General features: G+C 69.8%; 20 protein-coding genes. 13 read left to right on the top strand and 7 right to left on the bottom strand.

Annotated features, from left to right (window positions below):
- Window positions 1–262 precede the first annotated feature (262 nt).
- The 4 genes from ABZV40_RS43355 to ABZV40_RS43340 all read left to right on the top strand — a co-directional run bounded on the left by ABZV40_RS43355 (window position 263) and on the right by ABZV40_RS43340 (window position 5,710).
- The gene (locus ABZV40_RS43355) at window positions 263–1,477 is read left to right on the top strand and encodes an MFS transporter (RefSeq protein ID WP_355455600.1); all 1,215 of its coding nucleotides are present in this window, start codon (window positions 263–265) and stop codon (window positions 1,475–1,477) included.
- Entirely contained in the window at window positions 1,474–2,937 is a 1,464-nt protein-coding gene (locus ABZV40_RS43350) for an ABC transporter substrate-binding protein (protein ID WP_355455598.1), read from the top strand. The genes ABZV40_RS43355 and ABZV40_RS43350 overlap by 4 nt, the downstream gene beginning before the upstream one ends.
- Entirely contained in the window at window positions 2,934–4,652 is a 1,719-nt protein-coding gene (locus ABZV40_RS43345; protein WP_355455596.1) for an ABC transporter permease subunit, read from the top strand. Before ABZV40_RS43350 ends, ABZV40_RS43345 begins: the two co-directional genes overlap by 4 nt.
- An 89-nt stretch (window positions 4,653–4,741) precedes the next feature.
- The gene (locus ABZV40_RS43340; protein ID WP_355455594.1) at window positions 4,742–5,710 is read left to right on the top strand and encodes a cellulose binding domain-containing protein; all 969 of its coding nucleotides are present in this window, start codon (window positions 4,742–4,744) and stop codon (window positions 5,708–5,710) included.
- Between the two features lie 334 nt (window positions 5,711–6,044).
- Here the strand turns inward: ABZV40_RS43340 and ABZV40_RS43335 are convergent, their stop codons facing one another.
- Entirely contained in the window at window positions 6,045–6,332 is a 288-nt protein-coding gene (locus tag ABZV40_RS43335; protein ID WP_355455592.1) for a DUF4342 domain-containing protein, read from the bottom strand.
- A 195-nt stretch (window positions 6,333–6,527) separates the two neighbouring features.
- Between ABZV40_RS43335 and ABZV40_RS43330 the strand changes: the two genes are divergently transcribed.
- Window positions 6,528–7,739, top strand: a complete 1,212-nt coding sequence (locus tag ABZV40_RS43330) for an MFS transporter (RefSeq protein ID WP_355455590.1) — start codon at window positions 6,528–6,530, stop codon at window positions 7,737–7,739.
- Here the strand turns inward: ABZV40_RS43330 and ABZV40_RS43325 are convergent.
- Together ABZV40_RS43325 and ABZV40_RS43320 are read right to left on the bottom strand one after the other, a co-directional pair.
- Entirely contained in the window at window positions 7,711–9,747 is a 2,037-nt protein-coding gene (locus ABZV40_RS43325) for a phosphocholine-specific phospholipase C (protein WP_355455589.1), read from the bottom strand. The two genes, ABZV40_RS43330 and ABZV40_RS43325, sit on opposite strands and share 29 nt — an antisense overlap.
- A gap of 158 nt (window positions 9,748–9,905) precedes the next feature.
- Entirely contained in the window at window positions 9,906–11,366 is a 1,461-nt protein-coding gene (locus ABZV40_RS43320; RefSeq protein WP_355455587.1) for a helix-turn-helix transcriptional regulator, read from the bottom strand.
- A 238-nt stretch (window positions 11,367–11,604) separates the two neighbouring features.
- On the opposite strand from ABZV40_RS43320, the gene ABZV40_RS43315 reads away from it, so the two are divergent.
- The 3 genes from ABZV40_RS43315 to ABZV40_RS43305 are packed head-to-tail and all read left to right on the top strand — an operon-like array spanning window position 11,605 to window position 13,921.
- Complete coding sequence (locus ABZV40_RS43315) at window positions 11,605–12,699, top strand: radical SAM protein (RefSeq protein WP_355455585.1); 1,095 nt, start codon at window positions 11,605–11,607, stop codon at window positions 12,697–12,699.
- Window positions 12,696–13,310: a 3'-5' exonuclease gene (locus tag ABZV40_RS43310; RefSeq protein WP_355455583.1), complete on the top strand. Its 615-nt coding sequence runs from the start codon at window positions 12,696–12,698 to the stop codon at window positions 13,308–13,310. Before ABZV40_RS43315 ends, ABZV40_RS43310 begins: the two co-directional genes overlap by 4 nt.
- Window positions 13,259–13,921, top strand: a complete 663-nt coding sequence (locus ABZV40_RS43305; protein WP_355455581.1) for an AAA family ATPase — start codon at window positions 13,259–13,261, stop codon at window positions 13,919–13,921. The genes ABZV40_RS43310 and ABZV40_RS43305 overlap by 52 nt, the downstream gene beginning before the upstream one ends.
- 1,050 nt (window positions 13,922–14,971) lie before the next feature.
- On the opposite strand, the gene ABZV40_RS43300 is transcribed toward ABZV40_RS43305, so the two are convergent.
- Window positions 14,972–15,289 carry a transcriptional regulator gene (locus tag ABZV40_RS43300; RefSeq protein ID WP_355455579.1) on the bottom strand — a complete coding sequence of 106 codons (318 nt, stop codon included), beginning with the start codon at window positions 15,287–15,289 and terminating at the stop codon, window positions 14,972–14,974.
- A 73-nt stretch (window positions 15,290–15,362) separates the two neighbouring features.
- Between ABZV40_RS43300 and ABZV40_RS43295 the strand changes: the two genes are divergently transcribed.
- A complete protein-coding gene (locus ABZV40_RS43295) occupies window positions 15,363–16,517 on the top strand; it encodes an MFS transporter (protein ID WP_355455577.1) in 1,155 nt (384 codons plus the stop codon).
- A 130-nt stretch (window positions 16,518–16,647) separates the two neighbouring features.
- Here ABZV40_RS43295 and ABZV40_RS43290 read toward each other — a convergent pair whose 3' ends face one another.
- The 3 genes from ABZV40_RS43290 to ABZV40_RS43280 all read right to left on the bottom strand — a co-directional run bounded on the left by ABZV40_RS43290 (window position 16,648) and on the right by ABZV40_RS43280 (window position 20,865).
- Window positions 16,648–18,126 carry a non-reducing end alpha-L-arabinofuranosidase family hydrolase gene (locus ABZV40_RS43290; protein ID WP_355455575.1) on the bottom strand — a complete coding sequence of 493 codons (1,479 nt, stop codon included), beginning with the start codon at window positions 18,124–18,126 and terminating at the stop codon, window positions 16,648–16,650.
- A 210-nt stretch (window positions 18,127–18,336) separates the two neighbouring features.
- Window positions 18,337–19,797 (bottom strand): phytoene desaturase family protein, encoded by a 1,461-nt coding sequence (crtI, locus tag ABZV40_RS43285; protein ID WP_355455602.1) that lies wholly within the window; start codon window positions 19,795–19,797, stop codon window positions 18,337–18,339.
- 6 nt (window positions 19,798–19,803) lie between these two features.
- Window positions 19,804–20,865, bottom strand: a complete 1,062-nt coding sequence (locus ABZV40_RS43280; RefSeq protein WP_355455573.1) for a polyprenyl synthetase family protein — start codon at window positions 20,863–20,865, stop codon at window positions 19,804–19,806.
- A gap of 113 nt (window positions 20,866–20,978) precedes the next feature.
- Here ABZV40_RS43280 and ABZV40_RS43275 point away from each other — a divergent pair, with 113 nt between their 5' ends.
- The 4 genes from ABZV40_RS43275 (at window position 20,979) to ABZV40_RS43260 (ending at window position 24,298) form a co-directional block, all read left to right on the top strand.
- On the top strand, window positions 20,979–21,905 hold the full coding sequence (locus tag ABZV40_RS43275; RefSeq protein ID WP_355455571.1) for a phytoene/squalene synthase family protein: 927 nt from the start codon (window positions 20,979–20,981) through the stop codon (window positions 21,903–21,905).
- A gap of 13 nt (window positions 21,906–21,918) precedes the next feature.
- Window positions 21,919–22,878 carry a DUF5914 domain-containing protein gene (locus tag ABZV40_RS43270; RefSeq protein WP_355455569.1) on the top strand — a complete coding sequence of 320 codons (960 nt, stop codon included), beginning with the start codon at window positions 21,919–21,921 and terminating at the stop codon, window positions 22,876–22,878.
- Between the two features lie 287 nt (window positions 22,879–23,165).
- Window positions 23,166–23,453, top strand: coding sequence for a WhiB family transcriptional regulator (locus tag ABZV40_RS43265; RefSeq protein WP_355455567.1), 288 nt, complete (start codon window positions 23,166–23,168; stop codon window positions 23,451–23,453).
- A complete protein-coding gene (locus ABZV40_RS43260) occupies window positions 23,450–24,298 on the top strand; it encodes a MerR family transcriptional regulator (RefSeq protein ID WP_355455565.1) in 849 nt (282 codons plus the stop codon). Before ABZV40_RS43265 ends, ABZV40_RS43260 begins: the two co-directional genes overlap by 4 nt.
- Window positions 24,299–24,416: the final 118 nt, after the last annotated feature.

Here is a 24,416-nt window from a genome sequence, read left to right as displayed (position 1 = left end):
GGGCGGGGCGCCCCGGGGCCGCGGGTCTCGCGGCGGCGGTGGGGTGGGCTGAGTTTTGGGGTGGGCCCCGCCCCGGGCCGGCGCCACCTCTTTTTTCGAAGCATTCACGAATAGCCATCGCGCTATATGTGCTCAATCTCTCCCGGACAACTCCGAAAACGGGGGAAGTTTTTCTCCGTTTCCCCGGTCGGCATTGGTTAGGGTGAATTCCCACCTAATGTTGCCGCTCGGCGGTCGATACGAGAGATGAGCGGAGTTCGTTTTGGGGGCGGTACGTGAGCGCGGCCGGGCGCTGGGCCGGCTGGGGTCGCTCAGCCCGGTGGCGCGGCTGCTCGTCGTCAGCCAGCTGCTGTTCAACGTCGGCTTCTACCTCGTCGTCCCGTACCTGGCCGGTCACCTCGCCGATGACCTGGGGCTCGCGGGCTGGGTGATCGGCCTGGTGCTGGGGCTGCGGACGTTCAGCCAGCAGGGCCTGTTCGTCGTCGGCGGCACGCTCACCGACCGGTACGGGCCGAAACCCTCGATCCTCGCCGGCTGTGCCGTGCGCGTGGCCGGGTTCGTGGTGCTCGCGTTCGCCTCGTCCCTGCCGGCAGTGCTGGCGGGCGTCGTGCTGGTGGGCGTGGCCGGCGCGTTGTTCTCCCCCGCCGTGGAGGCGTCGCTCGCCAGGGAGACGGACCCGGACCGGCGGGCCGGCGTGTTCTCGGTGTTCGCGGTGTGCGGCGAGATCGGCGCGGTCACCGGTCCCCTGCTCGGTGTGGTGCTGGCCGGGCAGTTCCGCGCCGCCTGCCTCGCAGGCGCCGCCCTCTTCACCGCGATCGGGATCATGCACGCGCGGTTGCTGCCCCGGCTGCCGGCGGAGCACCGCGCCGAACCGGTGCTGGCCGGCTGGCGCGAAGTGGTGCGCAACAGGGTCTTCCTCGTGTTCGCCGCCGGGTACTCCGCCTACCTGGTGTCCTACAACCAGCTCTACCTGGCGCTGCCGGTCGAGCTGAACCGGGTCGGCGCCGACCCGAGAACGCTCGGGCTGCTGTTCGCGCTCGCCTCCACGTTGATCATCTTCGGCCAGCTGCCCGTGTCCGCGCTCGGCCGCCGGCTGCTCGGCCGCAGCGGCGCCCTCGTCGCCGGGTTCGTGCTCATCGGGCTCGCGTTCGCCGTGGTCGCGCTGCGCCCGCCCGGTGTCACCGGAGCCGTCGCCTTCGTCGTGCTCCTCGTCGTCGGCGAGATGCTCGCCGTACCGCAGGCGAAAGAGCTGGTCCCCGCACTGGCGGGTGAACGCAGGCTCGGCACCTACTTCGGCGTCCTGGCTTCCGCGGGCGGGGTGGCCGTACTGGTCGGCAGCACGATCAGCGGCGCCCTGCTGGAGCACGGCCGCGTCGCCTGGGTCGTGCTCGCGCTGCTTCCACTGGCGGGGGCCTGCGTGCTCACCGCCCTCACGCGCCTCGGCGCGTTCTCCGAAACACCGAAAGGCCGGAAATGAGATCACGACGGACACTCCTCGTCACCGCGCTGGCGGCCGTGTGCGGACTGACCGCCGGTTGCTTCACCGGGGCGGCTTCCCAAGGCCCGCAACGGTTGCGCATGGCACTGCCGTTCCCTCCCTCGCAGGCGATGTCGCCGTGGGGCAACGACGGCATCATGCTCACCAAGCTCGGCATCGCCGAGACCCTGGTCGGGCTCGACCGCTCCGGCCGGCCCGAGCCGTTGCTCGCGGAGAGCTGGACGCGGCCGTCGGACACGCGGTGGAGGTTCCACCTCAGGACCGGCGTCAAGTTCCACGACGGCACCCCGCTCACCGCGCAGGCCGCGGCCGACGCGCTCAACCGCGCGGCGCACGCCAGCCCGGTGCCGCGCGCGGTCAAGGGCCTCGACCTCGTGGCGTCGGCCGACGGTGACCTCGACCTGACCGTGACGACCGCGAAGCCGGACCCGATCCTGCCGCAGCGGCTGTCCTCGCCGAACCTCGTCGTGCTCGCTCCCGGCGCCTACACCGACAAGAGCGCGAACCCGCGCAACACCGGCACCGGCCCGTTCGTGCTGCAGGAGCTCAAGGGCGACGAGAGCGCCGCGCTCGGCGCGTTCCCCGGCCACTGGGCCGGTGCGCCGCGACTGTCCGGAGTGGACGTTCGGTTCATCCCGGACGGTCAGACCCGCACCGCCGCGTTGCGCGCGGGCGAGGTCGACGTGGCGGCGTCGCTGCCGGTCTCCACGGCGGAGAACCTGCAGCGCATCGAGGTGCCTTTGCCGAGGGTCGTGGCGCTGTCGCTGAACACCGCGAAGGGCGTGTTCGCCGATCCCGCGCTGCGCGCCGTCGCCAGGAGCGCGGTCGACCGGAACGCGCTCGCCAGTGGCGTGTACGAGTCCCACGCGGACGCCGCCCGCGGTCTGCTCGGCCCGGCGACGCCGTGGGCGACGGCACCGGCACCGCAGCCCGCGGCCGACCGCGTGGCGACCGGGGAGAAGGTGGTGCTCGCGACCATCAGCGACCGTCCGGAACTGCCCGAGGTCGCGTCCGCGGTGGCCGAAGCCCTGCGGCGCAAGGGGTTTGTGGTCGACCAGGTCGTCCGGCAGTACAACCAGCTCGAGGCCGACGTGCTCGCCGGCCGGTTCGACGCGGTGATCCTGTCCCGGTCCTACGTGCAGGACAGCGGTGATCCCGCCGGGTACCTCGACACCGACTACACCTGCACGGGCACCTACAACCTGACGAAGCTGTGCTCGGCCGAGGTGGACGCGGCCGTCGCCAAGGCCGTCGCCGCCCAGGACACCGCGGCCCGCGAACAGGCCACGCTCGACGCGCAGGCAGCGGTGCTCGCGACCTCGGCGGTGGTGCCGCTCGTGCACGAACGCACCTTCATCGGGCACTCCGCCGCCGTTCACGAGATCGACCAGGACCCGTACGAACGTCGTCTCGTGACCCGGTCGACGACGCGCGAATGACCGCACGCCTCACCGCCGTCGCCGGCCGCTGGGCCGTCGTCGCGGCGTTCGTCGCGGCGGTCACCGCCGTGCTGGGTCTCCTGCCGCTGGTCTCGGGCAGGGACCCGGCGCTGACCGTGCTGCGGGCCAGGTCGACCGAGCGCGAACCCGACGCCGAGGCGCTGGCCGCCGTGCGCCGGGAGCTCGGCCTCGACGCGGGCCCTGCCGCTCTGCTGCGCCAGTGGTTCTCCGACGCGGTCCACGGCGACTTCGGGCGGTCCTGGGTCTCCGGTGAACCCGTCGGCGCACGGGTGGCGGAGGCGCTCGGCGTGTCCGCCACGCTCACCGCGTTCGCCCTGCTCGTCGCCATCGCCGTCATGGCGTTGCTCGTCGCGCGGACCCTCGTGCGCGCGGTGAACGGCCGCCGCGACAACAGCCGCAACGGTGCCGCCGCGGTGCTCGCCGGCCTGCCCGAGTTCGTCCTCGGCGCGCTGTTCGTCGTGCTGTTCGCGGTACGGCTGCGGTGGCTGCCCACGTCGGGGTGGAACGACCTGGGCAACGCCGTGCTGCCCGCGGTCGCGCTCGGCATCCCGGCCGGCGCCGTGCTCGGCGTGATCGCCCGCGACGCCGTCCGGGAGGCGGCGAGCGCGCCGTGGCTGCGGGCCTGGACCGCGGCGGGCATCCGGCGCCGCGTGATCGGTCTCGCGGTGCTGCGCCGGGCCTCGTCCGTGGTGGCCGAGCAGCTCGGCCTGCTCTTCGCGGGGCTCGTCGGCGGGGCGGCCGCGGTCGAGGTGGTGTTCGCGGTGCCGGGCATCGGCCGGCTCGCGGTCAACGCCGCGATCGCACAGGACGTTCCCGTCGTGCAGGCCTGCGTCCTGGTGATCCTCGCGGTCGGGGTGACCGCGAGCGCACTCGGCCGCCCGGTCCGACGGCTGCTGCTCGGTCCGGCCGCCGAGGCGGAAGCCCTGACGGCCGCGCCACCGGTGCCACGGCCGTCGTCGCGCCCGTGGTTGTGGATCTGCGCGATAGTGGCGGTCGGCGCCGTGATCGCCTACGGGCTGTTGCGCGACCCGTTCGCGGTGGACCTGACGGCTCGTCTGCGGCCGCCGTCGTTGGCGCACCCCATGGGCACTGACGCGTTGGGACGCGACATGCTGGCCAGGCTGAGCCACGGCGCCGTGCACACCGCTCTGCTCGCACTCGCCGCCACCGCGACGACCGCGGTCATCGGCGTGCTGGTCGGTCTGGCGGCGAAGCGCACGTCCGCGGCCGCCGCGCTCGTGAACGCGCTGCCCCCGGTGGTGGTCGCGCTCGCGGTCGCGGCCTCGACAGGTCCTGGCTGGTCCGGCGCGGTGGCCGCCGTCGTCGCCACCGGCTGGGCACCGCTCGCCGCCCACGCGCGCACGCTGGCGGCCGAACAGCGCGACAGCAGCTACCTCGTCGCGTCCCGCGCGCTCGGCGCGTCCCCGTGGCACCTCACCACGAGGCACGTGCTGCCCGCGATCGTGCCTCCGGTGGTGCGCAACGCCTGCGTGCGGCTACCGGCCGTGGCACTGGCGCTCGCCACGCTCGGCTATCTCGGACTCGGCGCCCAGCCGCCCGAGCCGGAATGGGGACTGCTGATCGCCGAGGGAATGCCGTACGTCGAACGCGCACCGTGGACCGTGCTGTTTCCCGCAGCGGGCCTCATCGCGCTCGGCCTGGCCGCGTCCTCGCTGGCCACACGCGTACGGTGAGTGGTTCTCCTGCCGAAGAACGCCGATAGTTTTCCGGGTACTCCGGAAGCTTCCGCACGTGACGAGGTTCGCCCTCTAACTTCTCAACAATGAGGGCACCGCAATTGACGATCGCCTCGCTGGCCGTTTCCGTGCTTTCGGCCGGATGTGCCGGCGGCAATTCCGGCCCGGCGCCGCAGCCGCGGCCGAACCCGGAAATCCTGCAAGCACCGATACCGCAGGGCTCGATCGAGGTCACCGTGAAGGACGTGAAGGACGCCAGGACCGTCGTGCTGTCCAACGGCGCCCAGATCCGCATCACCGGCCTCGCGGAGCCGGGCGCGTGCTGGGCGGAGTCGGGCACGGCGTTCGCCAGGACGACGTTGCTGGACAAGAACGTCCGCGTCACCATGTCCGCGCCGGACGCCTCCCCGGTGTGGCTGCCCGACGGCACCGACTACGCCCTCCTCGCCGTGGGCTCGGGCGCGATGCGCACGGACTCCACCGACTACCCGGCGTTCAAGCAGGCCGAACAGTCCGCCGCCAGCAGCGCCCTGGGCCTGTGGGGACCGCCCTGCAACGCGCAGCCCGCCACGGTGCCGCCGACGACGACCACGTCGTCGACCACCACCACACCGCCGCCCCCACCCCCGGCCGTGGCCCTGCCCGCACCCAAACCCGTGCCCAGGACCCAGCCGAAGCCGGCCGCCACCCCCGCGCCGCCGCCCCCGCCTCCGCCCGCTCCCCCGGCGCCCACCTACGGCTGCCGGGTGACCTACCGGGTCACGAACCAGTGGAACGGCAGCTTCCGCACCGACGTGACCATCGCCAACACCGGCTCGGCCGCCGTCAACGGCTGGATGCTGACCTGGGTCTTCGGCGCGGGCCAGGCCGTCAACAACATGTGGAACGCGACCTACCGCCAGTCCGGCGGCTGGGTGGGCGCCTCGAACGTCGACTACAACCCGACCATCCCGCCCGGCGGTTCGCTGCTGATCGGTTTCACCGCCACGAACGGCCCGAACAACCCGAACCCCAGCGCGTTCTCCCTCAACGGCCGCGCTTGCACGACCGGCTGACTCCTGAGCGCGTCCGCGCCCAGTCCGCGATGAAGGGCTCCTTCATCCACCTGGGGTGCAATGCCGGGAACTCAAGCGGCGACGCGCTGCGCCGACCTTCGCGGGCAGGCTCGCGATGAACGGCGCATTTGTCCACCTGAGGTGGACAAATGCGCCGTTCATCCCGGTCGCGTTCGCCGCTCACGCCGGGCGTATCAGACCTGCCGCGCTGCCGCGCACCGTGCGATCAGGCCTCGCCAGGCGCGTGGCGACGTGGATGAAGGCGCCCTTGACCCACGCCAGGTGGAACAAAGAGCCCTTCATCGACCGCGAACCCGCCGTCGTCGCCCCCTGGCTACACGCGCTCGGCGTCGACCGTCGCGGGCTGACCACCGGGCTTGCGGCGGTCCTCCACCTTGATCTCGCACTTGCCCACCAGCGCGACACCGGCACCGATCGTCGTGGCCACCGGAGCGGCGAGCGCCGCGACCAGACCGAGAGCCACCGGCACCTCCAGCAGCACGTCGTCCTTGCTGTCCCGCACGACCACACGACGGTTGATGCCCTCGCTGACCAGCCCGCGAACGGCGTCGACCACCGAGTCGACGGCGGTACGGGTGGACTCGGGCTTGGACTCGCTCATGACTCTCCTCGAACTGCGGATCTCCCCTTGACGAACTCCAGCTTGCCCGTGTCCGGCGTCCCTGCCATCAGGGTTTCCCCCTGACCCCCGCCTGATTTGCCCCTGAGAACTTTATTTTTGTCAACACTGAAGAAATAGTGACTGTTTCGAACCGCCGGTTGCGCTGATCGTCCGCGGTCGCCATGGTGGTAAGCGGTGGGACGATCAACATCGGCGTCGAAAACCGGCACGGCACTGCACCGCTACCTCGCGGGCGCTGTGCTGGTCAGGCTCGCCGACGAGGGCGCACGGGTCGCTCTCGTGCTGCTGGCGCTGGAGAAGGTCGCGAGCCCTGCACTGGGCGGTCAGCTCGTCGCGGCACTGATGGTGCCGCACGTCGTGGCGGCGCCGCTGGCCGGCGCGCTGGCGGACCGCGTGCGGCGCAGGCGGCTGTTCCACGCGGGCGCGCTCGTGCTGTACGGGATCACGCTGGCGGCCTGCGCGCTGCTGGTGGGCCACGCGCCGTCCGTCGTGCCGCTGCTGGTGGCGGTGCTGGGCGGCTGCGTCGCGCCACTGGTCACCGGCGGCCTGACGTCGCTGCTGGGCGAGATCGTCGACCCCACCGGGCTGCAGCGGGCGTTCGCCCTCGACTCCACCACCTACAACCTCGCGGGCATCTGCGGTCCCGCCCTGGTCTCCGCCATCGCGGTGGTGTCCGGCGCGGTCGCCGCCACGGTGTCGCTCGCGGTGGCCGCCGTGGTCTCCGGCCTGCTGCTGGGGACGCTGCCGCTGGCCGACCGGCGGGGCGCGGCACCGAAGCGGCCCAACCTCACCGGCGGCGTCACGGCGTTGTGGCGCAGCAAATCCCTGCGGGCGGTCACGTTCGCCAGCAGCGTGGGACAGATCGGCATCGGCGCGCTGCCGCTGGCCGCCACCGCGCTGGCCGTCCAGCACAACGGGAACGCGGCCGCGGGCGGAGCGCTCGTCTCCGCCTTCGCCGCCGGTGCGCTGGCCGGCTCCCTCGCGTACGCCAGGAAACCGGTAGGCGCGGCACGTCCGGTCCGGGTCGTGCTGGCCGGCCTGTTCGCCACCGCCCTGCCGTTCGCCGCGGTGGCGCTGGTGCCGGGCACCGCGGCCGCCGCGATCCTGTTCGCCACGGCGGGCTTCTTCACCGGACCGACGTTCAGCGCGCTGCTCGCGGTCCGCGAGCACGAGGCACCGGCCGAGGTGCGCACCCAGGTGTTCACCATCGGCGCCGGTTCGAAGAGCGCCGCCGCGGCACTCGGCGCGGTGGTGGCGGGCGGGTTCGCCCACGGCGTTCCGCTCGTGCTCGGTGTCGCCGCGTGCCACGCACTCGCCGCGTTGTGCGGTGCGCTGACACTGCGGCGCGCCGAAGAGATCACTCCGTCCGAGTCGCCGGGTCGCTGACGCCGGGTGCGCCGGTCTCGACGTGGCCGGCGAAGCGCCGCAGCCATCCGCTGTCCTCAGTGGACAGCACCGACACGTCGTACCACCGCTTCGATGCCGTCAGGTCGATCGTGCGCGTCACGGTCGAGCCAGGACGGACCGTCACGGTGAACGAGCCGCCGTAGGCGTTCGTGGCCTTGAGGTGCCGAACAGCAGTGGCCGCATTGGTGAACCGCAGCACCAGCTCGCAGCCCGAGTACCGCGCGGTCACCTCCGCGGCCGCGGCCCCTCCCCGGAACGAGCGCAGGAAACCGTTGGGGCCGTGCACGGTCAGGTCGTACACGCCCAGCGAGTACGCCGTGTTCCAGGTGTCCGCGAGCTGCTTGCCCGCCGCCGTCGTGTAGGTCCACGGCCCGTCGGTGCGGTTTGGCGACGTGACGTAGAACTGCGCGCCCGCTGCGGCACCACCGGTGAAGGTGAGCGTGATCTTGCCGCCGTTCACCGCGGCGTCGACGACCGGCGCGTACCGCAGCGGCCTGGTGTGACGGGATCCGCGTTCCTGCACGGGCATGGACGGCGTCAACGGCGGCGTCGGCACGTAGTCGGGGTGGCGATCGCGGTCGCGCGGCGCGTAGCCGGTGGTGTCGGGCAGCGCCGGGGAGCTCGTGTTCCGGGCGCGGAAGTCGAACGCCGACGTCAGGTCGCCGCAGATCGCGCGCCGCCACGGCGAGATGTTCGGCTCGTGCACACCGAACCGCGTCTCCAGGAACCGGATGATCGACGTGTGGTCGAACACCTCCGAGCACGTGTAACCGCCGGTGCTCCACGGCGAGACGACGAGCATGGGCACCCGCTGCCCCAGCCCGTACGGTCCCGGCACGTAACCGCCGCCACCGGGGTGCAGCTCGGTGCGAACGTCCGTTGTGGACAGTCCCTGCGCGCTCGACGACGGCGGGTACGGCGGCACCACGTGGTCGAAGAAGCCGTCGTTCTCGTCGTAGGTGATGAACAGGACGGTCTTGGCCCACACCGCCGGGTTGGCCGTGAGCGCGTCGAGGACCTTCGCGATATACCAGGCGCCGTAGTTCGCCGGCCAGTTCGGGTGCTCGGTGTACGCCTCGGGCGCGGCGATCCAGGACACCTGCGGCAGGCGGTCGTTGCGCACGTCCTGGGCCAGCACGTCGAACAACGTGCCACCCGCCTTGACGTTCGTGCCGGTGCGCGCCTTCTCGTACAGCGCGTCGCCCGGCTTGGCGTTGCGGTAGTTGGTGAAGTACAGCAACGAGTTGTCGCCGTAGTTGCCGCGATACGCGTCCTCGGTCCAGCCCCAGCCACCGCCGGCGTCCAGCCCGTCACCGACGTCCTGGTAGATCTTCCACGAGACGCCCGCCTGCTCCAGCCGCTCGGGGTAGGTGGTCCAGCCGTAGCCCTTCTCGTCGTTGCCGAGCACCGGCCCGCCACCCGTGCCGTCGTTGCCGGTGAATCCGGTCCACATGTAGTACCGGTTCGGGTCGGTCGCACCGATGAACGAGCAGTGGTAGGCGTCACAGATGGTGAACGCGTCGGCGAGCGCGTAGTGGAACGGGATGTCCCGCCGGTTGAGGTGCGCCATGGTGGTCGCCGTCTTCGCGGGCACCCACTTGTCGTACCGGCCGCCGTTGAACGCGAGGTGGCCGCCGTTCCAGTCGTGGTTGAGGTCCTGCAGGAACTGCATGCCCAGGTCGTCGGCCGCCGGGTGGAACGGCAGCACGTCCCGCACGCCGTCGGACTGGTGCCACACGCTCTTGCCGCTCGGCAGCGTCACCGGCCGCGGGTCACCGAACCCGCGCACCCCGCGCAGCGTGCCGAAGTAGTGGTCGAACGACCGGTTCTCCTGCATCAGCACGACGACGTGCTCGACGTCCTGCACGGTGCCGGTCCTCGTGGCGGGCGCGATCTCGGCGGCCCGCGCGATGCTGCCGGACAGCGCGCTGAGCGCCGTCGTCGCGGCGCTGAGTCGGAGGAACTGGCGGCGGTTGACCCCGGACATAGCTGACTCCCTCGGCAGCGGATCGAGGAGTCAGATGTCACCCGCCGCCGGAGAACGTCCGGCGATCGCCAGGACACCGCCGGACGAACTCGCGGTGACCTTCAGTTCTCAGCGGACAGGATGGCGGCGAGCAGGCCCGCCACGCCTGCGGACGGGAGCTAAAGGAGCATCGCTCTGTCGCGCCACGCGATGCGCAGCAGCGTCAACGCGCTCGCCGACAGCCGTGGACTCAACCGCTCTATCGCCTCCCCGGAGAACGGCATGTCCGTTCGGCCGTTGCCACCAACAATCTTCCCCTCGTCGTTGGCGCGCACGAGGTTGGCGAACAGTTCATCGAATGCGTGATCGTCCAGCACTGCCACAGTGAGCTGCATCGCGCCCAGCTCCAACGGTTCGATCACGAGGCCGTAGTGCCACAGCCGGAAGCAGCCATCAATGCGGAATCGCTCGAACGACCTGAACGGCTCCTCAGTGGCGTAGTCGATCGGCTGAGGGCTGTTCCCGTCGTGTTCCGGATTGCCAAGAAACTCCTCTGAGAACTCACGCATGATGTTGCGCCACAGGGAGAAGTCGTTGTAGACGTCTGTCGGGTCTACCGAGGACGGTTGAAACTCGCCTGCGGGCATGACATGGCAGATTCCGCCGCCGTCGGCGACCTTGCCGCCGTCGCGCTCGTGCAGCACGAACCGGTGATCACCGTCCCGTCCGCGACGGATCGTGAGCGTGTTGATCCCAGGCGACATCAACAGGCGCTGAGGATCGAAGGGATCGCCGATGGCGCGACGCAACGGCAGAGCATCCCAGCCGGGCACGGACCGGTCCGCTGCAAGCCACGCCGATTTGAACTCGTGGGCCACGGACTGCTTCACGTCGAACGTCTCGAAGAAGGAGGTCGTCCCGAACGTGAGTTCCAGACCTCGATCGGCATGGATGCCCACCAGCCGGTAACTCAGTCGGTTTTCCAATAGACGGGGACGGACAAGATCCCTAACCGCGCGACTGTAGTTCGTGTACCGATGACCTCGGTCAGTCAACGGCAAGACGTGGTCGACAGGCGCCAGAGGCGGAGTCGAACTTTGCGATTCGCTCCACAACAAACGCACCTCATCGAGTTCGACAGGCTCGTCCAGCAGCCAGCCAGGCCCAGTCAGAACGTGCCCGCCAGGCCCTCGCTGCGACTCCGGATACAGCCACGCTGCGAGCTCCGTCAGCTCTCTGCCCCGAACTCCTGGAGCGTTCCGCACCTCCAACCACCGTTCTTGGCTTGCCCGCACCTGCTCGCTGTGCGCCGCCTCAGCCGAGGCCCGTGGCGAGGTTGATGCCGTCGGCTCCGTGAGGCGGGAACGCAGCCGCATCTGCTCGTGCTTCGCTTCGGCACGGAGTTCGACGAGCGCGCCGTTGGCGCCGAGCACCTTGTCAAGCGCCTTTACAAGCTCTCGTGATGGAAGGTTCTTTCCGACTTTCTGAGCGGATGCCACGTACTGCCTGCTGTACCCAGACCTGGTTGCAACCTCGTTGTCGCTCAGTCCCGCCCGCTTCTTCAACTCCCTGACCTTCTTGGCCAACCGCAGGGCGGCCGGTTCTGGCTGCTTGTCTGCGGCGAGCTGATCGTTCGTCACGTGCGTCTCCGAGTCCGTCCGGGGGGGAGGCAAATACATGCCCAGATCGATTTGCCTCCTTACATGATCTTAGGCGCGCTGGTCGCATAGCAGCAGGCCGCGGAACACGCGGTGCGATGGGAAGGTCAACGTGACAGGCTCGTGCAACAGCGACACGGACAGCGGCGGGGCGGTGCTCGCATCGTCGCGCCTACTGCCGCTGATCAGCGATGACGTTCGCTCTGGACTGCGGCCGGAGTTGCTGGACGTCATCGAGTACCGCAAGTCCGGGCTCAGCGTGAACTGGATCATCGGCTGTCCTCTGGACTGCACGTACTGCATCCGCCACACGTTCGACAACTATGAGATGAAGGTTCCCCGTGCACTCATGCGGGAGGACGAGGCGGTCGAGCGCCTGACCACGCACCCGTATTTCGAGCCGCACGTGACGCCGATCCAGCTTCTCAACCGTGCGACCGACCCGATGTTGCAGGCGGTGAAGCCGCACCTGTTCAAGATGCTTCAGCTCCTCGACGAGCGTGGGCTGACCAATCACGTCCTGGTGATCACCAGGTGGCACGTGCGGCCTGAGGACTGCGCGGTGCTGAACTCGTTCAAGAACATCAAGCTCACTTTGTTGATCACGCACTCTGGGATCGACGACGAACGGATTGAGCCGGTGGACTCGAACATCGCGGCGACGTCGCTTCGCACCGCGTTCAAGCACGCCGAGCGGTACCGCACCGTGTTGTACTGGCGGCCCATCGTTCCTGGTCTCAACGACAGCGACGAGCACATCAGCCGCGCCTTCGATCTCGCGCAGCACGCGCACGCCTTGGTGTATACCGGGCTGTTCTACAAAGACCAGATCCGGGACTTTTACATCACCAACGGCCTCCCTCAGCCCTACGAGGACGGCGCACGCCGCAAGATCTTCCCTGAAGAACTTGAACGGCGCATCCTCGCCGCGGCGAAGGCACGGCCGGCGGACGGAGCGCCCCTGTTCCGCAAGACCTCCTGTGGCGTCGCATACGGCCACGGCGTCGCGGACTACAACGGCCACTACGGTATCCGCGAGCTGTGCGACATCTGCCCCCTGCCGCAGGTCGCCCTGTGCGCGAAAGCGTGGACTCCGCCCAACACTCCGGATGTCGCCGCGATGGCCAAGGAGTTGGGCGGCAAACTGGTGACCATCAACAATCGCGCGGTGGTCGTGGCGGGGCTCGACGAGCAGCGCCGCTACCGACTTCAGCACCACTTCGGCTACCAGATCCACGACGTCGACAAGCCGCACCACGTGCACCGGCACGGGCGCGCCGAGACCGGGTGGCCCGCTCCTCAGGAGGCATCGTGACCAACCCCCTTCCTGCCGCCCTGCACGGCCGTTCGCTCGCCGTCGTCGACGTTGAGGGCAACGGACAGCAGCCTCCCGACATCGTGGAAATCGCGGTGCTCACCGTGGACGGGCCAGGAGACCGCGCGGACTTCAAGACGTGGCTCGTGAAGCCTCCGAGGCCGATCCTCCCGATCGTGAAGCGCATCCACGGCATCAGCAACGATGACGTGGCGAACTGTTCGCCGTGGTCTGCCATCGGGGAAGAGGTCTCCGCCGTCTTGGCGGACCGTACCTTGGTCGCACACAGCGCCTCAGTGGAATACAAGGTGATTGGCGCGCACCTGCCGCAGTGGAAGCCACCGATGGTCCTCGACACGATGAAGCTCGCAAAGCACGTGTGGCCGAAACTGGAGAGCTACAAGCTCACCGAGCTGGTCGCTCACGCGCAGATCGACACGAGCGGGTTCGACGAGCAGCAACCGCACCGCGCGGGATACGACACGTGGTGCGCGTGGTTGCTCCTGTGCAAGTTGCTCAGTGAGCAGAACCTCTCCTGGGACGAGCTGGTGAACGTCGCGTGCCTGAAGGGCTTCGAGCCGCCAACTCAACCCGAGGGAGGGCTCTGGTGACCACTTCGGTTGAGCGACCGGTCACGATCGCGGTCGCCGGTACGCACTCGACCGGCAAGACGACGTTCATCGCCCGACTGTCGCACGAGTTGAGGCGCGACAAGATCACGGTTGCGCACGTGGCAGATCTCGGTGAGCAGGCCATGAGTCTCGGGCTTCCCCTTCTGGACAACCACACGTGGGCGTCCACCTTGTGGTTCATCACGAAGGGGATCAGCAAGGAGATCGAGGCGTGGAATCGCGCTGACGTCGTCCTCGTCGACCGGCCGGTGGCAGACGCGCTCGGCTACTACCGAGCCGCCCTCGCCTACCGCGGCGAGGAGCTGGAGCCCGACCACATGGTCATGCTCGAATCCCTCGCGCAACACCACAGCAGCAACTACGACCTGCTGTTCAAGACCACACTCGATCCAACGATCCCGTTGGGCGACAACAAGGAACGCGACTCAAACGCACGGTTCCGCCACTTGGCAGACGTTCACGTTGACGGCGTTCTCGACGATCTCGGCCTGCCACACGAGTTGCTGGCTGTCGACGGCCACGACGACGCCTTGGCACACGCACTTCGCTTCGTTTACGGCCACTTGAGCGGCGGCATAGGCGCCTTCTGACCCTCCAAGCTGGCGGCGGGATCGGGTGACCGTCCCCGACCCCCGGTCCCGTCCGCCACCCACACCGAGAGGCATTTGCAATGGCAATCTCGGCTGCGAAATCACGACGGCGCGTTTCGGCGCAGGAGCGCGACGAGTTGGACGCAACCATCTCCCTGTCCGGAGACCTGCTCGGCTGGTCCATCGCGATCACCGGGGAAAGCGTCTTCCTTCCTGTCAGCCAAGACATCGCCGGACTGACGGTACCGGCCGGCCTCGCAGGCGAAGTGAACACAGAGATCATTCGCCGCGAGATCCGAGTCCCGATCATCGCGGCACCGGGAGTGCCGGGCCGGTGGATCTTTCTGGTTCAGCCGCCTCTGTCGCTCCCCGGCCTGCCCGTCGGGGTCGGGCTGGTAAGTGGAACGGCCCGAATACCGCTCCCACCAACACGGGTAGGCAACGAACCTACCCGTTGGATCTCTCCACCTTCCAAGATCTACCGGTTTGCTGTACCCCCGCTGAGTCAGGTTCTGCAAGCCATCCGGTATGCCAAGAACCCGAGGCCCACCTAATGGGCCGCCCGTGAACGACCTGTGCGTATGCGGCTGGCCCCTCGTAATTGCGCTGGTCGAGGTGCACGTCGCCTTCGCAATCTTCCTGCTCGTCCCGCCGAACGGGAACACCGCAAAGAAGATCGGCCAGTGGAGGCGACAGCACGGTCCCGAACACGGAGGTCGCACGGTGGCCGACCTGATCGAGGACAGCAAACGCGAGAACGTGCCGCCGAGTAACCAGAGCGACTGGACGAGGGCGCATCCAGGGTCGTCCAGTCAGCGACGGAGCCGGTTGAAGACAGGGTCCTCCCGCTGCCCTGACTCCCGGTTCCGTCGCCCATTCACCCGGCAGTGACGATCCTGAGGGTTCATCGTTTCGCGCTGAAGCACGACGATGTGCTCAACGTCCCGCACGGTGCCGGTCCTCGTGGCGGGCGCGATCTCGGCGGCCCGCGCGATGCTGCCGGACAACGCGCTGAGCGCCGTCGCCGCGGCACCGAATTCGGGGTGACCTTCAGTTCTCAGCGGACAGGATGGCGGCGAGCAGGCCGGGGAACCGCGCGTCGAGGTCGTCCCGCCGGATCGTCGCGATGCGGGCCGTGCCCTCCTTGCGCACCCAGATCACGCCGGCCTCGCGCAACGTCCGCAGGTGGTGCGTGCGGGTGGACTTGGTCACGGGCAGCTCGATCGCGCCGCACGCCACCCCGGTGCCGATCCGGTCCATCTCCCTGACGTAGTGCAGCCGCACCGGGTCGGCGAGCGCGTGCAGCACCGCCTCGATCCGGATCTCCGCGCGGTCGGGGTGGGTCAGCTCGTCGCTCATGACGCCCATAGTACGAAAATCATCGTAGTACGACGAGTTTCGTAGTACGGTGGCTGTCGTACTAACCGTCCAAGGGGGAACCTTGTCTCGCATCCACCTGCTCGCCGCCGGCGCGTTCGCCGTCGGCACCAGCGGTTACATCGTCACCGGAGTCCTGCCCGCGGTCAGCCGCGAGCTGCACGTCTCCCCTGCCGCCGCCGGGCAGCTCGTCACCGCGTTCGCCATCGCCTACGCGCTCACCTCGCCCGTGCTGGCCGTGCTCACGGGACGGTGGGAGCGCCGGAAACTCCTGATCGCGGCGCTGTTCACGAGCGCGGTGGGCAACGCGCTGGCCGCCGTCGCGCCGACGTTCGAGCTGCTGCTCGGCGCCCGCGTGATCAGCGCGCTCGGCGCCGCCGCGTTCACCCCGGTCGCCACCGCGGTCGCCACCGTGCTCGCTCCGCCGGACCACCGCGGCCGCGCGGTCGCGACGGTGTTCGGCGGGCTCACCTTCGCGCTCATCCTCGGCGTGCCGCTGGGCAACGTCATCGGTGAACAGCTCGGCTACCAGGGCGTGTTCGCCTCCGTCGCGGTCATCTCACTGCTCGGTGCGCTGGCCATCCAGCTCGGTGTGCCGAGGGTGGCCGCGCCGCCGTTCGCGGGCCTGCGCGAGCGGTTCGCCGCCGCGCGCGACCGCCGCGTGCTGCTGGTGCTCGGCATGACCGTGCTGGGCTGCCTGTCGGCGTTCAGCGTGTTCACCTACATCGCGCCGATCCTGACCTCTCTCACGGGCGTGCACGGGTGGACGATCAGCGTGCTGCTGCTCGTCTACGGCGTGGGCGGCGCGATCGGCAACTCGCTCGGAGGGCGCATCACCGACCGCTGGGGCAGCCGGCTGCCGTTGCTCGTGATCTTCACGGTGTTCGTCGTGGTGCTGGCCACGTTGCCGCTCACCGCGACGACGGCGGCGACAGCGGGCGTGGCCCTGTTCGTGTGGGGCCTGTTCACGTGGTCGGTGAACCCGCCGATCCAGAACTGGCTGATCGAGCTCGCCCCCGGTGAGTCGAGCGGGCTCCTGTTGTCCGTCAACGCTTCCGCGATCTACCTCGGTGTGGGGCTGTCGGGCGTGTTCGGCGGCCTGGTGGTCAGCAACGCCGGACTGCTCGCCCTGCCGCCGGTCGCCGCGGTGGTCGCGCTGGGAGCGCTCGGACTGCTCATCGCACAGCCGAAGCCGGCGCTGGTGGCCCAGGCCGGGTGAAGACAGGCTCGCGGCTCATCGACTCGTAGCGCGCGGGCGCGTCGTACCGGTGCGCGATGAAGGGAACCTTCCTCCACCTGAGGTGCAGGAAGGTTCCCTTCATCGACGGCGAACGGCTAGCGGCGAACGGCTAGCGCTGCAGGGTCAGCACACCCGGCCGGTAGGGCAGCAGACCGTAGTCGATGCCGTCCGAGCTGGGATCACGTCCCTGGTAGAGGAACTGCAGGTTGCAGGGATCGATGGTCTTGGTCTGGTCGGGGTTGGTGCGGACCAGGTCACCGTGGCTGATGTCCTTGGTCCAGGTCGCCCCGCTGTTCGCCTTGCCGGCGAACGGGTTGCTCTCGGTCGCGGCCTGAGGCGTCCACGAGCCGCTCAGGCTGGTGGACGTGAACGAGCGGAAGAAGCGGCCGTTGGCGCCTCTCGCCTCGACGATCATGAGGTACTGGTTCTGGTCCTTGACCTTGTAGACCTCGACCGCCTCGAACAGGTTCTCCTCCGTGTCGCTCATGATCTTCGTGAAGCTGGAGCCGAAGCTGCCGGGGAAGTTCCCGATGGGCATCGTGGCGCGGTAGATGTTGCCCTTGTCGTCGGCGAAGAACAGGTACATGTTCGTGTCGTCGCCGATGATGGTCTGGTCGAGAGGTGCCCCGATCGGAAGGGTGCCCGTGAACAGCGTCTGCGGCGCCGACCAGCCGTTGGGGTTGGTGGGGTCGCTCGACGTGCGGTAGGAGAAGGTCGGTCCGCCCCACTGGTAGGCGAGGACCCAGATGTTCTTCGGGGCGAAGTAGAACAGCGTCGGTGCGACGGCGCCGATCGTCAGCGTGTTCTGGGTGGCGGTGCTCATGTCGGACCAGTTCGTGAACGGGCTGAAGCTCATCGACTGCCAGGCCGATCCGGTGTCGTGCGTCGTGGCGTAGACGACGTGCTTGCCGTTGTAGACGACGTTGGTGAAGTCCTTGAGGGCGACCCAGCCCGACTTCGGGGTCGCCAGCGGGCCGGTCGACGTCCAGCGGTACGTCGACGGCAGGCCGCAGGTGCCCGTGCCCCCGGCGACCTGGACGAGCTGCCACTGCTGGTTGTTGCTGTTCGAGTCGGTGCGCTGGACCACGTTGGCGCCGTCGGCGGTCGAGCCGCCCTGCACCTCGACGACCTTGCCGCTGTTGCGGTTGACCAGCCGCACATAACCGTTCGTGGAGTCGGCCAGGCTGAACTGCTGGTTGGCGCCGCCGTTGTCGGTCCACTGCACCAGCGGGGCACCATCGGCGGTCGAGGCGCCCTGCACGTCGGCGAGCTTGCCGGAGTGCCGGGCGCGCAGCTTGTAGTAGCCGCTGCCGGCGTCCACGAACTGGAACTGCTGGTTGGTGGTGTCCGAGCGAGTCCACTGGATGAGGCTCGCCCCGTCGGCGGTGGACGCGCCGTTGACGTCGAGGGCCTTGCCGCTGTTGCGGTTCAGCAGCACGTACCAGGCGGACGTGTCCACCGTGGCGGCCGACGCCGAGGTGGGGACCACCGTGAGCAGTCCGCCCACGACCGCCGCGGCCACCGCCGCAGCCGATGCGGACCGCCACCGGCGACGCCATCTCGCGGTCAACTCGAACCCAACCGACATAGCACTTTTCCTTTCACCACTCCGAGCCCGGCGAAATGAGACACGACATTGTGTTAGCGCTAACACTCTTTAACAACGATCAGGGCACGCCGATGTAGGGACTGGGTATTGAGCAACTGACTGACGGCACTACTTAACGCAAGAAGGGACTGTGAACGATAACAACGGACACGTCAAGATGTGACGGCGATGTTTCCGAAAGAAGTACGGTCAGTGCCGGAAGCGGGCGGCCGCGAGCTTGCCGGAGATCAGCACCGGCGGGATGCCGACGCCCGGTGTCGTACCGCTGCCCGCCAGCACGACGTTGCCGTCGCGGAACGGCAGGTTGCCCGGCCGGAACGGGCCGGTCTGACCGAACGTGTGGGCGGCGGAGAACGGCGTGCCCGCGGCCTGGCCGTCGCGGGCCCAGTCGTCCGGCGTGACGACCGCGAGCGGTTCCGCGTCCACGAGGAGCTTGCGGGCGGTCATCTCCGCGATCAGCTCCTCGGCGTACCGGTCGGCCAGGACGTCCCAGCGGATCGGGGCGCGGTCGAGGTTCGGGCACGGCGCGAGGAGGTACTGCAGGTGCCTGCCGCGCGGCGCGAGGTCGGGATCGGTCAGCGTCGGCGTGGTGAGCAGCAACGACGGGTCGCTCATCAGCCGTCCGCGCCGGATGATCTCGTCGAAGGTGCCGTCCCACCGGTCGCCGAACGAGATCGTGTGGTGCGCGAGGTCGTCTGCCACGCGGCGGGCGCTCAGGTGCACGACGACCGCGGAAGGCGACCAGCGCAGCGGCCTGATCCTGCGCGGTTCGCCACGCAGCAGCCGCGCGCTCTGGCCCGGCCCGGTGGCGAGAACGACCGCGTCGCAAGGAAAACGCGCGTCGGCCGTGCGGACCGCCGTCACCCGGTGCCCGACGCGTTCGAGCTCGTCGACCTCCGCGCCGTAGTGGAACCGCACACCCGCCCGTGACGCGGCATCGGCCAGAGACTGCGGCACGGCACGCATGCCGCCGCGCGGAAACCACACCCCGGCAACGGTGTCCATGTAGGCGATCACGGCGTAGGCGGCCAGCGCGTCTCGCGGGGCGACACCGGCGTACAGCGACTGAAAGGTGAAGACGCGCCGTAGCCGTTCGTCGTGCAGGAACCTGCCCACGGCGCGCGCGAGTGAGCCGAAGCCGCCCAGCCTCGTGAGGGTCAACAGCTCCGGTCCCACGAGATCGAGCGGCGAGTCGAAGCTCGCGCCGATGAACCTCTCGCGCTCGACCTCGTACAACTTCGTCAGCCACACCCTGAGCTCGCGATACCCCTGCGCCTCCCTCGCGCCCGCGAACTCGCGGACGGCTTCCTCCATCCGTTCGGCGTCGGTGTGCACGTCCAGCGCGGTGCCGTCGGCGAACGTCGCGCGGTAGGCCGGGTGCAACGGGAGGAGTTCGAGGTGGTCCGCGCGCCGCTCCCCCACCGCCGCGAACGCGTCGTCGAGCAGCTCCGGCATCGTGAGCACCGTCGGGCCGGTGTCGATCCGGTGCCCGTCGAGGTCGAGCCTGCCCGCCAGGCCGCCGGGATGCGGCTGCCGTTCCACGACGGTCACCTCGTGCCCCGCACCCCGCAGGTGCAGGGCGGCGGACAGGCCGGAGAGCCCGGCGCCTACGACGACCACCCGGTCGGTGCGGCCCTTCACCACGTGCACCACAGCTCACGCCTTCCGTGCGGTGGCCTTGCCGGCCAACCGGATCAGCTCGCGTTTCGCGCCGGGATCGAGCGCGGCGCGGTCCAGGGCCGCGAGTCCGTTCGCGACCAGCACGTCGATGTGCTCCTCCACCGCGGCGACGGCGCCGAGCTCGACCAGCAGCGCGCAGACCTCGTCCACCAGTTCGTCGTTCACCGGGCCGGTCAGAGTGCGCCGCAGCAGAGCCGCGGACCCGTTCGTGGCACGGGACAACGCGATCGCCATCAACGCCGTCCGCTTGCCCTCCCGCAGGTCCTCGCCGGTCGGCTTGCCGGTCACCGCCGGGTCTCCGAACACGCCGATCAGGTCGTCCCGCAGCTGGAACGCCACCCCGACGTCACGGCCGAACTCGCGCAGGCACGCCACCACGTCCGGACCCGCGCCGGCGATCGCGGCACCGAGGTGCAGCGGCCGTTCCACGGTGTACGAAGCGGTCTTGAGCGCCGCGACGCGCAACGCCTGTTCGAGCGACTCGTCCCCGCGCGCCACGCCCAGCAGGTCGAGGTGCTGACCGGCCATCATCTCGGTGCGCATCGCCCGCCACGGCACCCACGCCCGTTGCAGCGCCGCCGCGGACAGGCCGGCGGTCACCAGAGCGTCGTCCGCCCAGGCCAGTGCGAGGTCACCCACCAGCACCGCGGCCGAGTCGCCGTACTGGCGCGCGCTTCCGGACCAGCGCGACCGGCGGTGCCGCAACGCGAACAGCTCGTGCACCGACGGCCTGCCGCGCCGCACCGGTGACCGGTCCATCACGTCGTCGTGGACCAATGCGCAACACTGCAGCAGTTCCAACGCGACCAGCGCGCGCACCACGGCGTCCTGGTCGCCACCACCGCCGGCGGCACGCCAGCCCTCCCACGCGAACCGCGGTCTGATCCTCTTGCCCCCGGCCATGATCAGCTCACGCACCTCGACGGCCAGCTCCGGCGTGACGTCCGGGGCCCGCCCGAGGAACTCGCGCAGCGCCACGTCGAACAGGGCGGAGAAGTCGTCCACCCGTGACACGCGGGTGCTCGTCAGCAACGACATCGTCGCCCCTCTCGGCGGTCGGTCCGTGGATCGAGCTAAACAGCGCGCGAACGGGTCTGCATGATGAGCGAGGTCGTTGTGCAGGGCGCCACAGCCGCACTTAGCGTGAGGTCATGTCCGCAGACCGGGAGCTCGACGCCGCAGGCATCACCGCACCAGCCCTGCGTGAGGCGTACCGGCGCTGCCGTGCGCTCAACGCGGAGCACGGCCGCACCTACTACCTCGCGACACGGTTGCTCAGTCCGGAGCAACGCCCTGCCGTCCACGCGCTGTACGGCTTCGCGCGCTGGGTCGACGACATCGTCGACGACGTCCACAGTGGACTCGAAGCGAAGGAGGCCGCGCTCGGCGACGTCGAACACCAGTTGGCCGTCGCGCTGCGCGACAACAACTCCAGCGATCCGGTGATGTCAGCCCTGCTGCACACCGCACAACGCTACGTAATCCCACACGAACACTTCCGCGACTTCATGGCGTCCATGCGCATGGACCTGACCGTCACCGACTACCCCACCTACGACGATCTGATGGTGTACGTGCACGGTTCCGCTGCCGTGATCGGACTGCAGGTGCTGCCGGTGCTCGGCACGACGGTGCCGCGCGAGGAGGCGGAACCCGCCGCCGCCGCACTCGGCATCGCCTTCCAGCTCACCAACTTCATCCGCGACGTCGGCGAGGACCTCGACCGCGGCCGGGTCTACCTGCCCGCGAACGAGCTCGCCGCGTTCGGCGTCGACCGGGAACGGCTGCTGCACGCCCGCGCGTGCGGCCGAGCGGACGGCAAGGTCCGTGCCGCGCTTCGCGACCAGGTGCGACGGGCGCGGGAGGTGTACACGCGGGCGCGGCCGGGTATCGCGATGCTCGCACCGCGGTCGCGGCCGTGCGTGCTGACCGCTTACCGGCTCTACGGACGCATCCTCGACCTCGTGGAGGACGCGGACTGCGACGTGCTGTCGCGGCGGGTGGTCGTGTCGAACGGCAGGCGGCTGGCGGTGGCGCTGCCGGCGTTGGCGAGGGCGGTGTTCGCCCGTGCGGCCTGACGAGAGGATCTCCATGCGTGACCGCCTTCCGTTGCGGATCTACTCCAGCCCGCCGTGGCGCGACCAGCGTCCGACGTGGCAGGACGCCAAACCCGCGCTCATCGAGGCCGCCCTCAAGCGCGCCACCACCCGCCCGTCCGGCAACTGGTTCGTCGCGGGTGCCAGCCGTGACGTCGTGCGCGGCAAGGTGTGCGGGCGCACGATCGCGGGCCACGAGGTCGTGCTCTGGCGCGGGCCGCACAACGTCCTGATGGCGGGCTCGGGATCCTGTCCGCACCTCGGCGCACCACTGTGCGACGGCGCGGTGGCGGACGGGAAGCTGATCTGCCGCTGGCACGGGCTCGCGCTCGACGGCACGCGGTTCGGCGCGTGGACGCCCTATCCGGCACACGACGACGGCGTGCTGGTGTGGGTCCGGCTCGACCACGTGGGCGGCGAGGAGCCGCTGCCCGCGCCCGTGCTGCCGCAACGACCCACCGGGGCGATCGACGCCGTCGCCACGCTCGTCGGCCGCTGTGATCCCGAGGACGTCGTCGCGAACCGGCTCGACCCGTGGCACGGGGCGTGGTTCCACCCGTACTCGTTCGCCAACCTGCGCGTGCTGGAGACGCCGACCGAGGAGCAGGACCGCTTCCTGGTCGAGGTCACCTTCCGGCTCGCCGGCCGCGTCGGCGTTCCGGTCGTCGCCGCGTTCACGTGCCCGGAGCCGCGAACCGTCGTGATGCACATCGTCGAAGGTGAGGGTGAGGGCAGCGTCGTCGAGACGCACGCGACGCCGATCCGCGAGGGCCGCACCGCCGTGGTGGAGGCGACCGTCGCACACTCGGAGCGGCGCGGGTTCGCGCTGGTCAGGCCCGCTGCCGGAGCGTTGCGGCCGGTGATGCGCTGGGCTGCGGCGAGGCTGTGGCGCGACGACCTCGCCTACGCCGAACGCCGGTACGCGCTGCGCCGGGACGGCCGGTTCCCCGACTGACCGCCAATGCCAGGAACTCAGGGGGCGACGCGTTGCGCCGACCCTCGCGGCCAGGCTCGCGATGACGTGGATGAAGGGCTCCTTCATCCACACCAGGTGGAGGAAGGAGCCCTTCATCCACCATCACGGCCACCTTGGGCGCGACGACCAACCGGCAGGACACAACCCGCCCCGGCACCCTCAGGTTCCTGGCATCGCGACTGACCGCCGCTCAAGTTGCACCGATTTTGAATCGATTTTAGGGTAGGGGTGTCAGCACGGGTCGTACACAGCAAGGGACGTGCGCCATGCCCGAACTCTCCCGCCTGCCCAAGCCCGTCACGGAGTCGTGGGACTGGCAGCTCGCCGGTCTGTGCCGCGGCATGGACAGCACCTACTTCTTCCACACGCCCAACGAACGCGGCGCCGCGCGCGACGAACGCGAGGCCGCCGCCAAGGCGATCTGCCGGCGGTGCCCGGTGATGGAGCAGTGCCGGGCGCACGCACTGGAGGTGCACGAGACCTTCGGCATCTGGGGAGGGCTCGGCGAGAGCGAGCTGCGCGCCATCCTCTCCGAGCGCGCCCGCCGCAGGTGACCTACACACCGCGCGCGGTCGCCGCGATGCTCGGCGTCTCCCCCGTCACGCTGAGAACCTGGGACCAGCGCTACGGGTTGGGACCCTCGGGCCGCACGGAAGGCGGCCACCGCCGATACCGGGACACCGACGTCGAGGTGCTGCGCAGGATGGTCGCGCTGACCGGACAGGGGATCGCGCCGGCCGCCGCGGCCGAACTCGCGCGACGCGAACCGGTGCCGCGACCGGCGCGCTCTGCCTCACTGCTCGGCGACGAGGCGGCGGACGCGGCCCGGCGGGGCTTCCTCACCGCGGCCAGACGGCTCGACGAACCGCTGATGCTCGACCTCGCCGCCAAGCTGATCACCGATCACGGCGTGGTCGCCGCGTGGGAGTCGGTCTTCGTGCCGTGCCTGGTGGAACTCGGTGAACCCGGTCGTGGCGTGGAGATCGAGCACCTCGCGAGCTCGAGCCTGCTGCACGCGTTGCGCGGTGTGCCGCGTTCGAGCACGCCTGGGGTGCTGGCCGCGTTGCTGTCCTGTGCGCCGGACGAGCAGCACGTGCTGGCGTTGGAGGCGCTCGGCGCCGCGCTGTCCGAAAAGGACGTTCTGTGGCGCAACCTCGGCGCGCGAGTGCCCGCGCGGGCGTTGTGCGACGCCGTGGCCCGGTTGCGCCCCTCGGTCACGGTGATCTGGGCGCATCGCGCTGATCTCGCCGGCCAGGTGCCGTTGCGCGAGCTCGCCGAGAAGTCCGACGCCCTGATCGCGGTCGCCGGGCCCGGCTGGACGAGCGTGCCGGTGCCGTCGTCGGTGCGCAGGCCCGGCACGCTGGCCGAGGCGATCGACCTGGTGCTCTCCCGCTGCTGAGCAGGTAGCCGGAAGTCGTGTTCGCGACTCGCCGTCCGGTGAGGTGGATGAAGGGCGCCTTCAAGCACCACACGGGCGGGGAGGCGCCCAGCGACGAACAGAGCAGCAGGGGGGGGCG

It is taken from the genome of Lentzea sp. NPDC004782, from assembly GCF_040609115.1.
Lineage (GTDB): Bacteria > Actinomycetota > Actinomycetes > Mycobacteriales > Pseudonocardiaceae > Lentzea.
Note: the sequence above shows the minus strand (reverse complement) of the source record. Positions and strands in the feature narration are given on the sequence as shown.